This window comes from Allorhizocola rhizosphaerae (assembly GCF_003426775.1).
In the GTDB taxonomy this organism is placed as follows: Bacteria; Actinomycetota; Actinomycetes; order Mycobacteriales; family Micromonosporaceae; genus Allorhizocola; species Allorhizocola rhizosphaerae.
Window position 1 is genome coordinate 1 of the sequence record NZ_QJUG01000256.1, and the last position, 11,167, is coordinate 11,167.

Genomic DNA, 11,167 nt, shown 5'->3' on the forward strand with positions numbered 1-11,167 from the left:
CCGTCCCACACGGCCGGGGTGGAATGAGTCATGCGGTAAGAATGCTCCATATGGAGCAGGTACCGCATCCGGCGCGCGCCCTGGGCGTCGTAGTCGGCGCGCCGCCGTTTACCGCGATCATGGACTGCGTCGAAGTGGTCCTGCCCAACTCACTGCGCGACGCCACCACCACGACCGGCATCGACGGCCACGCCAGTCACGCCGACCCGCGCGACCTCATCAGCAGCGTGGCACGGTCGATCGGGTGAACCTCGGCGGCCGGCACGGTGCACGCGTGCGCTCCCGCAACAGCTCCAAACTGGACACTCGACGCGATCGTGTGGCCGGTCAGGTACCCGAATAAAAACCCGGAGACGAACGCGTCGCCGGCACCGTTGGAATCCACGGCCGGGTTGCCGCGTGCCCGTCTTGAGCAGATCATCGGGGAAGCGGCCGGCGTCGTCGCGGCGGCTGCTGTCGTAAAGGGACAGTCGCCGCCCGTCGGGGCCGACCAGGTTGACGGCCCGCTTGGTCCCGGCAGGAGTCGGCACGCGCACGAGCGGCACGCCATGCCGCTCGTGCAGAGTAGCGACAAGCCCGCCCTCGTGGTCGTCGCCCAGAAAATCGACATGCACGACAGTGAATCCCAGCGCCGACAGTCCTAACGCGACATTGTCGCCCCTCTGCCCGGCGCGCATCTCGATGGCCGGCACCTGATAGCTGTCCGAGTAGGGGAGCGGGAGCTCGGGCACATAGACAATCGTGTCCACACCCGACCCGCCGAGCACGAGCACATCGGTCATAGCCGCCACACCCGGAAAGCGGGCCCGTCACCGGGCAGGACGATGTCACCGTCGAGATCGGACGCCTCGTAGACCCCGGTCAACGGCCCGCTGAGCGCAAGCGCGATCGGCTCCGTGTCGGCACGAGTCGCCGAAACGAGCAGCGAGCCACCGTCGGCCGTCTCACGCAGGAACACCAGCGCGTCATCGCCCACGAACGCCCAGCGCAGGCTTCCGTGCCGCAGTGCCGGCTCAGCAGAACGCAACCGCAACAACCGTTGGCACGCCTCAAACATCTCATCGTCGCGATCGGACGGTCGCTCCCATGGCATGGGTGTGCGGGCGTGCTCGCCTACATTTCCCGTCAAACCCCACTCCGACCCGGCGCACACCATCGGCGTGCCCGGCAGTGTCGCCAGCAACCCGAAGCCCACCAGATGCCGCTCCTGTGACCCGCACACCGTGCGGAACCGCGCCGTGTCAAACGAGTCGAGCAGTTGCCACGAATGCGTCAGCGCACTCCACGACATCTGCGCGGCGAACCGGCGCATCGCCGCCACGACCTGTCCGCCCGTGCGGCGCGGCACGCCGCCCGGCACGCCGATAAAGTTGGGCAGATCGCACTCGTCACCCCGCAGCCACGCCCACACCGGGCGGGTGAACCCGGCCTGGTTCATCGTGCCCTGCCAGCCTCCCGTGTCCAGGTCGCCCGTGCTGTCGTGGGTGTGCTCGGCCAGCAGCAGCGCGTCGGGCCGCTTCTCGGCGATCGCCCGGCGCAACTCCCGTTGAACAAAGGCGTTGTGGTCGTCTGCCCCGAACCGGCCGGTCATGTTGGCCACGTCTACCCGCCAGCCGTCGTAGACGTCGAGCCAGCGCAGCATGACGTCGGTCATGCGCTGCCGCACCAGCGCGCTGCCCCAGTTGAGCTTGGGCAGGCTGGGCACGCCATACCACGCCTCGTAGCCGCCGTCGGCGTCGAAATAGAACATCTCCCGCTCCTTGTGAAGGGCGCGGGCTTTGACAAACCACTCGTGGTCGTCGCCGCAGTGGTTGGTCGTAATGTCGCCGATCAGGCGCATGCCACGGGCGTGCACGGCATCGGACAGCCGCTGCAACGCCGCATCACCGCCAAGCAGCGGATCCACGCGGTCAAACGTGGTCGCGTTGTAACGATGGTTGGACCGCGCCGGAAACACCGGGCGCAGATAGATGGTATTCGCCCCCAGCGCCTCGATGTGGTCGAGATGCTCGGTGATCCCATCCAGATCACCGCCAAAGAACTGCAGCGGTGTCGCAGGCGTGTCGTATTCGACCTCATCGTCATCCCAGTCGCACGGGATGGCCCAATCGGGAGCGTCCTTTTCGGACGTCTTGCCGAACCGGTCGGGAAACACCTCATAAACAATCGCATCGCCCGCCCACTGCGGCGGCGCTTCATGCGCAACCAACCGAAAGTCCGTGCTGTCGGGCACGTCGTGCTTCACCACGCCCGCCGCGGTCAGCCACACCGGCGGCGCATCCGCCCGCTGGACGTAAAACCTGTATCGCGTCACCGGATTGTGCGCCCGGATGGTCGCCCTCCGCCAGCCGTCACCGTCCACACTGGACGGCACGAAGATGGGCTCGCCGTCGACAACCACCCGGACGTGCACATCGGTCACACCTGCCGGCACCCGCACCCGGACCGTGACGAGCTCATCGAGCTTCGGCGCGCCGTTCGAGACATACAGCGGGGAACCATCGTGGTGCGGTTGGTCCAGCAGGTGCATTGATTTCCTCTCAGTATTGCCAATTGACGGTGGTGCTGCCCACGCCCGAGCATGGCACGGCGTAGGTGTGATTGGCGCCGTTCTCCCAGGTGACCCCGCCACCCGAGGTAATCTTGATGAACTTGAACTGCACGGTCGTGCATGCGGGCAGCGCCACGGTCGTGAACCAGTTGGGGTAGTTGGGCGCGAGCATCGGTCCGATCGCGACAGTTCGGCTGGTCGACCAGTTGCCCAGCTCGAACACGCTGCCGGTGAGGTAGATGTGGTCGCCCCAAGCCGTCGGCGAGGCATTGTTGACGGTGAACTTCACCGGGATCTGCGCCCCCGTTAAGACATTCACACTGTACCCATTGGACACCCCGCCGGATGTGGTGACAGTGACGGCGCGCGTGCCGGCGGCCGTGGCCGGCACGGTGGCCACGATCCGGTTCGGCGACCAGCTCACGGTCGTCGCGTTGACGCCGTTCACCTTCACGGTCCCGGCCGTGGTGCCGAAGCCGCGCCCCTCTACCGTGATTTTCTGCCCGGCGCGGGTCACGGTCGGCCCGACACTCCCGATCGTCGGCGCACTCGGCTCGGCGGCCCTGTAGGACCAGACGCCCACCTGACCGGCGCCGAGCGTGAACGCGGCGACCGGGTTGTTGCCGCCCGTGCCGGCGCTCACCGATATGCTGCCGGCTCCGAGCAGGCCGGTCAGCTTGTCCGAATAGGACCCCGCGGGCAGGGCCGTGTGGAGCCCCGTCAGTGACTGTCCGGACGCACCTTTGTTGATCGCAACCAGTACCACATCATTGAAGTAACGCCGTTCATACACGTAAACGTCGTTGTTTATCCAGCGCTGCTGGTGCGTGCCCCACGCCAGCGCCGGCTGGTCCTGCCGCAGCGAGGACAGCTTGTTGAGCACCTGATAGGCGGTCGTCGTCGTGCTGAATCCCGGCATCATCGGCCGGTTGTAGGGGTCGCCGCCGCCGGACGTGTCGTTGTGCAGGTATTGCTCGGTGCCGTAGTACACGCAGGGCGTCCCGCGCACGGTGAGCATGAAGGCCAGCGCCTGATGCAGCCGGGTGTTGTTGTTGTGCAGGGTCAGGAACCGCGACATGTCGTGGTTGTCGATGAAAGTGATGAGATTTTCCGGGTACCGGTAATCGCTCGCGGTTTTGGAAATGGCGGCATCCAGGTTCTGCATCGTGCCCGTCGACCCGAATGTCTCGCGCATGGCGATGTTGAGGTAGAAGTCGAGCACCGAAATGCCGCTCTCGTTGGCGAAGCGCACACTGTCCTCATAGAGCGGATCGGTTTTGCTGCCCAGATACCACTCTCCAAAAAGGAATGTGTCCTTGTTGGCCTGGAACCGGTCGGCCATGGAGCGCTGCCACCCGGCCGTCATGTGCTTCACCGCGTCGACCCGCACGCCGTCCACGCCGCGGTTCATCCAATAGTCGGCCGCGTCCTTCAGATAGGCGTCGATCGTCGGGTGGTGCTGATTGAGGTCCGCCAGGTCGGCCAGGTTCAGATATTGGGTCTGATAGCGGTCATCCCAGTTGGTGATGCCGCCGTTGTGGTGGAAGTAGCCGTTGGTGTCGCCGGTCAGCCCGCCCATGAGCGTGCCGTTGTGATACAGCCGCCCGTTGCCGGCGAAGCCCGGATTGCTCTCGTCAGCCGGCGAGGTGTGGTTGGGTGCCCAGTCCATCACTATCTTGATGCCCTTGGCGTGTGCGGCCGCGATGAGCGCGTCAAACTCGGCCAACGTGCCGAAGTGCTCTTCGGTCACCCTGAAGTCACGGGCCCAGTAGCCGTGATAGCCGGTGTTGGCGACCCCGCCGTAGGTGACGAGACCGTCCACATTGTCCACATGCGGCGATATCCAGATGGAGGTGACGCCCATGCCCTTGAGGTAGTCGAGCTTCTGGTTGATGCCGGCGAAATCCCCACCCCAGTACATCTTCCAGTTGGACTTGCCCGAGTCATACAGCCCCGGGCTCTTGGCCGGGTTGTTGTTTGCTGTGTTGCCGTCGAAGAAGCGGTCGGTCGCGACCTGGTAGCACAGGTCGGACTTCAGGCTGGCGCGGTTGCTCACGGGGGCGTCGGCGTGCGCCGCGATCGGGACGATTTGCACCAGCGCGGCCCCGAGCAGGGCCGCCAGCGACTTTTTGGACACGGTGACTCCTAGCCGTCTCTGTCTTTGATCAGCTGGTCCACGAGATCGCTCGTCAGCTCACGGAGTTGTGCGAGCTCCCTGGCTGACAGGCCGGAGAAGCGGCGGCGGTTGGCCTCCTGCAGCACCGCGTCGGCGGCCGCCAATCGTTTCTGGCCGAGCCGAGTCAGATGCACCCGGACCAGGCGCAGATCGGCCGGGCCGGGGCCGGTCGTGACCAGGCCCGCCTCGGCGAGCCGCTGCACCAGCCGGGTGACGTTGCCGCGCGTGCACAGCAGGACGCGGGCCAGCTCGCTGACCGAGCGGCCCTCGTCGGAGTCCGTGCCCAGCAGGCGCAGCAGGTTGTGGTGGGACGCGCTGAGCCCCACCTCCCGCAGCGCGCGCCGGTCACCGTCGTCCAGCAGCACATAAATCCGCTGCAGGTTGCGGTAGATGTCCTCCATGCCCGGCCCGCTCTCGATTGGGGTGCGTCGATTTGTTTACCGGTAAACAAACTCACGCTAGCGGGCTGGAGGATCATTTGCAAGACTTGAAACTTCTTACAACCGCGGGAGCGGCTGGTCGATCAGGATCACGCCCCGAAGTCGACCACCGCGACGTATCCGCCCGCGGATATCTCGGCCGCGCCGGCGAGGGTGAAGCCGCAATCCTGGATCACGGTGCGGTGCCCGGGGCTCTCCATCCACGCGGCAGCCGCCTCGTGCGCGCCGCCTCCGGTACTCCAATAGACGATTTCTCCGGTTGCCGAGCCGGCAAACCCCGCCTCGGCGATTCGCTGCTGCGCGGTGCTTCCGTCGGAGCCGATGTGATTGCGGATGCCGTTCTGTTGCATGTCGTTGGCATGTCGTTGCGCCGCAGCGGCCAGCGCACGATCGCTGCCGACCGCCGGGCAGCCCGCCTCGCTGCGTTTCTCGTTGAGGAGAGCGATCATGCCCGTATCCTGGCTGGCGGGCGGAGCGGGCGCGGTGCCACCAAGACTGGCGGCCACCGCGAAAACGAGCAGGATCGCGGAAAGAGGCCTGCTAAACACCCTGCTAAGGTGCCCGCTGCGGTGACCGCCGAAACCCCCAAGGCGGGCACCGGTTATGGACCCTCCACCACTTCAAGCTCGGCCGCGCCGGGCCGGCCCCGCGGCGAGCTCTTCGCGCCATGCGTCGGCGACCAGGGGGATGACTGCCGCGACGAGGGAGCCCGGAAGCGCCATGCTCGCGGCATCGGCCGCAGCGGGCGGGCCGATCGCTGTGATGACTGTAGCCGCATCACGGGTGGACTGCCCGCAGCGCCGGATGTGTGCAATCTCCGCCTCAATCCTCGCGAATGAATGTAGAGCATTAAGGATTTGTGCTGAATCTGCAGGTCACTCGCGAATCGACTTGGTATGCATCAGCGCATGATGCCACCAACCCGTTGGTCGCGGTATTCGCGGGCTATGGGATGGTCACGCCGTAGGTGGCAAGGATCTCGTTGATCGGCTGGTAGAACGTCGTGCCGCCGGTGGTGCAGTTGCCCGAGCCGCCGGACAGGATGCCGAGGATGCGGCCGGTGGACGGGACGTAGAGGGGGCCGCCGCTGTCGCCGGGCTCGGCGCAGATATTGGTTCTGATCAACCCATATACGGTACCCTGCGCGTAATTCACGGTCTGGTTGAGCCCGGTGATCTGGCCGCACCGCACGCCCGTCGTGCTGCCGCTGCGGCACACGGTCTGGCCCACGACCGGGCTCCCGGGACCGACGATGTTCAGTGTGCCGGGGTAGGTGTGCACCGCGCTCGGGTGCGGCACGCTCGTGTTGGTGTAGCGCACGATCCCGTAATCGTTGCCCGGGAAGCTCGTGCCCGTGCGCGTGCCGAGCACCGTCGTGCGCGTCGCATTCCCGTACCACGTGGCGCCCGCGTTGGTGCAATGCCCGGCGGTGACGAAGAAGTATGTGCTGCCCTGCCGCACGTTGGCCCCGAGCGAGCACCGCGCACTACCCGTATAGATGGCCTGTCCGCCCGCGATCAGCACGCGCAACTGGCCCGGCATGCGCGTCACCCGTACCCCTGTGCGAAGCATGGCCTGGACCTGGCTCGCGCTCACCGTACTGTCCACATAGACCTCGCCGTCGCCCCAGGCCGTGCCGCGCAGCGCCTGTGGCGCGTCGGCCTGCGCGGCGGCGGGAGAAGGCGTGAACGGGATCAGCGCCACCGCCATGACGAGTGCCAGTATGTGCCTTCGCATCGTGACCTCCCATAGTGCTATGCACCGACGCTGTGTTTTCCGCCGCGGTTGGGCTCGGACCGCTCCGCGGCCGACCCCAACCGCGCAAGAGCACGGCTTCGCCTGAAGAAACCTTGTTCCAAGCATCGACGTATTGAAATCTAGAAGAACTATAGGAAGAGTGGCGCCTACCGGTACCCCCCAAAAGGAGGTTCTTCAATGGACAGACGTAGCCTCTTCCGCGCAGTCGTCGGCGTGGCCGCGGCGATCGGCGCGGTCATCCCGACCCAGCTGGTGGCCGCCGCCCCGGCCAGCGCCGCCGTGCGGGTGCTCTACTACGACGCCAGCGCCGCCGGCGAATTCGTCAACGTGGTGCACCAGGGCGCCGCCAACTGGAACGCCAGCGTCACCAACGTGCGCCTGGAGCGATGGACCTCCGGACGCCCGCGCAACATCGTCGTGACGGTGGACAACAACTGGCCGCGCGCCTATGTGACCTCGCTCGGCAACGGGCGCTGGGTCATGGGCCGGCAAGCGGTCAACCAGGGCTACCACCCGCCGCGGATCGCCGCGCACGAGTTCGGCCATCTGCTCGGCCTGCCCGACCGCCGCACCGGACTGTGCGCCGACCTGATGTCGGGCAGCAGCGCCCCCGTCTCGTGCACCAACGCGTTCCCCAACTCGCGCGAGCGGTCCGAGGTACAGGCAAACTTCGCCGGCAGCCTCGCCACCGGCAACCAGACCGAGAAGGTGTTCGTCGACTTCTGATTGCTTCTGCGAAGACGCCCGGTCCCCGGTGTACGGCACCGGGCGTCTTGACCGCGGCACTTAACGATTTCAGTTGCAACTTAACAATTTTAGGCGTCCGGCGTGCCCCGGCCGCCATCCCATCGGTGTTAGTCTGGCGCCGACAGACACCCATCGGGAGCCGGGTGGCAGTCCCAAATCTGCCCACCCCTTTGCTCTGCTCTTGATGAAGGTGAATATGAAAACCAAGCTATTGATCGCCACGCTCGCGGCCGCATTGACGGCAGCGTCCGTGTTTCTCATCGTCGCACCGGCGCAGGCCGCGGTCGGCCTGCGGATCACCAACGGGCGGCTCGTCGAGGCCAACGGCACCCCGTTCATCATGCGCGGCACCAGCCACGCTCACGTCTGGTACCAGAGCCAGACCAGTTCGTTCGCCAACATCAAGTCGCTGGGCGCCAACACCGTGCGGGTCGTGCTCAGCGGCGGCCGGTGGACCCCGGTCAACGGCGTCAACGACGTGCGCAACGTGGTCAGCCTGTGCAAGACCAACCGCCTGATCTGCGTGCTGGAGAACCACGACACCACGGGCTACGGCGAGCAGCAGAACGAGTGGACCCTCGACCGCGCGGTCGACTACTGGATCAGTGTGCAGGCCGCGCTGACCGGCGAGGAAAACTACGTACTGATAAACATCGGCAACGAGCCGTACGGCAACAACAACCCGTCGGGCTGGACCCAGGCGACCATCAACGCCATCGGGCGCATGCGCACCGCCGGCTTCGACCACACCCTCGTGGTCGACGCGCCCAACTGGGGCCAGGACTGGCAATTCATCATGCGCGACAACGCCCCGGCCGTGTTCAACAGCGACGTGGACCGCAACACGCTGTTCTCCGTGCACATGTATGGCGTGTTCAACACCGCGCAGGAGGTCATCGACTACCTGCAGTCGTTCCAGACCCGCGGGCTGCCGCTCATCGTCGGCGAGTTCGGGCACAACCACTCCGACGGCGACCCGGACGAGGACACCATCATGGCGCAGACCGTGCAGCGCAACATCGGCTACCTCGGCTGGTCGTGGAGCGGCAACAGCGGCGGCGTGGAATACCTCGACCAGGTGACCAACTTCAACGTCAACCAGCTGACCTCGTGGGGTCAGCGGCTGTTCAACGGCGCCAACGGAATCCGGGCCACCTCGCGGCAGGCGACCATCTACGGCAACCAGCCGTCGCCGTCCGTGAGCCCCACCCGCTCGCCGACGCCCAGCCCGAGCACCAGCCCTTCCAACCCGGGTGGCCGCACGTGCACGGCCACGTACACGAAGACGGGCCAGTGGCAGGGCGGCTTCCAGGGTGAGGTGAGGGTGACCGCGGGCAGCTCCGCCATCACCGGCTGGCGCGTCACGTGGACGTGGGCCAACGGGCAGAGCATCACGCAATACTGGGGCGCCAACGTGTCCGGTGCCGTGACCGCAACCAATCTTTCCTACAACGGAAGCCTCGGTGCTGGCCAGAGCACCACGTGGGGCTTCCTCGGCTCGTGGAACAACAGCGTCAACAACAACCCGACGCCTACGTGCGTGGCGAGTTGATGGTGACGCCCCCGTCCTGACCCGGCTCGACCACCAGCAGGGTGCCGGGCGGGTAGTTCTCGAGCACCTCGGGCGGGAGTTGGATGGATCCGTCGCCGGCGACGACCGCGAACTCCCGCCCGTTGCGGCCCTCCGCGCCCACCCTGCCGTCGCGGATGGTCACCGCGCGGCCGAGCCGCTCGCCCACCTCGGGGTCGTGCGTCACCACGACGATGGTGGCGCCGCGCTCGCGGTTGATGGCCTCCAGCGCCGCGAGCACCTCGTCGCGCCCGGCCCGGTCCAGCTGACTGGTCGGCTCGTCCACCAGCAACAGCCCGGGGGAAGCCGCCATGCCGACCGCCAGCGCCGCCCGCTGCTGCTCCGAAGAGGACAGCTCTCGCACCTTGCGGTGCCCCTGCCCGACAAGGCCGACCAGCGACAGAATCCGGGCCGGCGGCTCCAGATCGCCGGGCCGGACGGCAGCCGCGCGCCGCTGCGCGAGCCAGATGTTGCTCAGCACGGTCGCGAACGGCAGCAGGTTGCGCCGCGCGCCCTGCAGCACCACGCCCAGGTCGGTGCCGCGCAGCCGGGCCAGCTCGGCGTCGCTGATCCGGCCGATGTCGGCCAGTCCGATTTGGACCCGCCCAGCGCTCGGCCGCATCAGCCCGGCCAGCAGGGCGATCAGCGTGGACTTGCCCGAGCCGGAGGGCCCGACGAGCGCGACCATCTGCCCAGCCGCGATGTCCAGGTCCACTCCCGACAGTGCGACCACGTCGCCGCCCTGCGAACGATAGATGTGCATGACACGGCGGCAGACCACGGCGAGTCCAGTCATGACGGCAACTCCTCGACATACGACACCCGGGCGGAGACCCAGCACACGACGACGGCGGCGATCAGGGCGGGCAACGCGAGCGGCACGAGGCAGGCGAACGGCAACTGCGCGGCGGGCCATGACCGGTCGAGGAACGGCGGCAGGATGTCATACGCGACGCCCCACGTCATTCCAAACGCGACGATCGACCACACGAACGCGAACCCGAGCAGCGTCAGCCGGCTGCCAAGCGCCGCCCGGCGCAGCAACCGCTGGCCGACACCCTGCGGGCGCAGCACCGTGAGCCGGTCGGCATTGCGCTCGAACGCGGCCGCGACGAGCAGCCCGGCGAGGCCCAGCGCAAGCCAGGCGATCGCGGCCGCGACGACGAACCGCAGGGCCGCGGCCGGTGCCTGCCGTCCGAGGACAGCGCGCCGCTGCTGCGCCGTGTGATCGTCCACAATGTCCAGTCCGGCCGCGCGTAGCCGGTTGACGACCTCGGGTGGTGCGTTCGCGGTCAGCCACACCTCCAGCGTCGTGCCGCCGCCCTCAGAGAAGCCGTTCATCGCGTATTCGAAATCCATCAGCAGCCCATGCCTGCCCAGCCGGGGCACAAGCGGAAGGCGTCCGGCGTCGGCGATGGCGTAGCGCACGGAGGTGCCCAGTTCTTTCGGCGGCGCGACGCTTCCCGCCATCGGGAGCTCCCGCGGCAGCACCAGAGGATAGATGCGGGCGTTGGAGGCGGGCACGTTCACCGACACGCCGATCCCTTGCGCCGTCGGGTTCACCTCCACGCCCGACGGATACCAGCCCCGGCTCGCATCGAACAGCACCGTTCCTGAGTCGTCGCGCAGCTCGCCGATCACCAATTCGATTTTGGCGTTGCGGTCGGCGTACGCCACGACGAACTCCAGCGACTCAAGCCGGCAGCGTTCGCACCCGTTCAATTCATATTTGTGGGTACCGGGCATGAGCCTGCCCGTTTCGCTCGAGCTCGACGACCCAAGCGGGGTAACGAGGCGCACGCGGACCCGAATCTCCGGCGGCGGCTGCCGGTCGGCGAGCGTCGCGGTGAGCGTGAAACCCTTGCCGTTCAACATGATCGGGCGGGCCGGCTCGGGCTTCAGGCGGTGCGCGAGGTCGGCCGGCC

Annotated in this window: 10 protein-coding genes; 2 read left to right on the forward strand and 8 right to left on the reverse strand. The window is 67.1% G+C overall.

Translation table 11 applies throughout. The features are described 5' to 3' along the window. Positions 1-149: 149 nt before the first annotated feature. The 6 genes from DM816_RS35630 to DM816_RS35655 form a co-directional block, all read right to left on the reverse strand. The gene (locus tag DM816_RS35630) at positions 150-782 is read right to left on the reverse strand and encodes a PfkB family carbohydrate kinase (protein WP_425455315.1); all 633 of its coding nucleotides are present in this window, start codon (positions 780-782) and stop codon (positions 150-152) included. Continuing rightward, positions 779-2,530: a glycoside hydrolase family 13 protein gene (locus DM816_RS35635; RefSeq protein WP_170318915.1), complete on the reverse strand. Its 1,752-nt coding sequence runs from the start codon at positions 2,528-2,530 to the stop codon at positions 779-781. Before DM816_RS35635 ends, DM816_RS35630 begins: the two co-directional genes overlap by 4 nt. A gap of 10 nt (positions 2,531-2,540) precedes the next feature. Next, entirely contained in the window at positions 2,541-4,688 is a 2,148-nt protein-coding gene (locus DM816_RS35640; protein ID WP_117214906.1) for an alpha-amylase family glycosyl hydrolase, read from the reverse strand. An 8-nt stretch (positions 4,689-4,696) separates the two neighbouring features. Continuing rightward, a complete protein-coding gene (locus DM816_RS35645; protein ID WP_117214908.1) occupies positions 4,697-5,128 on the reverse strand; it encodes a MarR family winged helix-turn-helix transcriptional regulator in 432 nt (143 codons plus the stop codon). A 128-nt stretch (positions 5,129-5,256) separates the two neighbouring features. After that, positions 5,257-5,616, reverse strand: coding sequence for a CAP domain-containing protein (locus DM816_RS35650; RefSeq protein ID WP_117214910.1), 360 nt, complete (start codon positions 5,614-5,616; stop codon positions 5,257-5,259). A gap of 496 nt (positions 5,617-6,112) precedes the next feature. Beyond that, positions 6,113-6,904 carry a S1 family peptidase gene (locus DM816_RS35655; RefSeq protein WP_117214912.1) on the reverse strand — a complete coding sequence of 264 codons (792 nt, stop codon included), beginning with the start codon at positions 6,902-6,904 and terminating at the stop codon, positions 6,113-6,115. 198 nt (positions 6,905-7,102) lie between these two features. On the opposite strand from DM816_RS35655, the gene DM816_RS35660 reads away from it, so the two are divergent. Then, a complete protein-coding gene (locus DM816_RS35660) occupies positions 7,103-7,651 on the forward strand; it encodes a snapalysin family zinc-dependent metalloprotease (protein WP_117214914.1) in 549 nt (182 codons plus the stop codon). Between the two features lie 217 nt (positions 7,652-7,868). Further along, entirely contained in the window at positions 7,869-9,224 is a 1,356-nt protein-coding gene (locus DM816_RS35665; RefSeq protein WP_117214916.1) for a cellulase family glycosylhydrolase, read from the forward strand. On the opposite strand, the gene DM816_RS35670 is transcribed toward DM816_RS35665, so the two are convergent. Together DM816_RS35670 and DM816_RS35675 are read right to left on the reverse strand one after the other, a co-directional pair. Beyond that, a complete protein-coding gene (locus DM816_RS35670) occupies positions 9,205-10,038 on the reverse strand; it encodes an ABC transporter ATP-binding protein (protein WP_117214918.1) in 834 nt (277 codons plus the stop codon). The two genes, DM816_RS35665 and DM816_RS35670, sit on opposite strands and share 20 nt — an antisense overlap. After that, positions 10,035-11,167 (reverse strand): hypothetical protein (locus DM816_RS35675; RefSeq protein WP_162908170.1); only part of this gene is annotated, 1,133 nt, incomplete at its 5' end. The genes DM816_RS35670 and DM816_RS35675, both read right to left, overlap by 4 nt.

Bases quoted from the DNA above. Each gene is read 5' to 3' on its own strand.
- DM816_RS35650 (WP_117214910.1), bottom strand. From the start codon at position 5,616: ATGATCGCTCTCCTCAACGAGAAACGCAGCGAGGCGGGCTGCCCGGCG.
- DM816_RS35665 (WP_117214916.1), top strand. From the start codon at position 7,869: ATGAAAACCAAGCTATTGATCGCCACGCTCGCGGCCGCATTGACGGCA.
- DM816_RS35670 (WP_117214918.1), bottom strand. From the start codon at position 10,038: ATGACTGGACTCGCCGTGGTCTGCCGCCGTGTCATGCACATCTATCGT.
- DM816_RS35645 (WP_117214908.1), bottom strand. From the start codon at position 5,128: ATGGAGGACATCTACCGCAACCTGCAGCGGATTTATGTGCTGCTGGAC.
- DM816_RS35655 (WP_117214912.1), bottom strand. From the start codon at position 6,904: ATGCGAAGGCACATACTGGCACTCGTCATGGCGGTGGCGCTGATCCCG.
- DM816_RS35635 (WP_170318915.1), bottom strand. From the start codon at position 2,530: ATGCACCTGCTGGACCAACCGCACCACGATGGTTCCCCGCTGTATGTC.
- DM816_RS35660 (WP_117214914.1), top strand. From the start codon at position 7,103: ATGGACAGACGTAGCCTCTTCCGCGCAGTCGTCGGCGTGGCCGCGGCG.
- DM816_RS35630 (WP_425455315.1), bottom strand. From the start codon at position 782: ATGACCGATGTGCTCGTGCTCGGCGGGTCGGGTGTGGACACGATTGTC.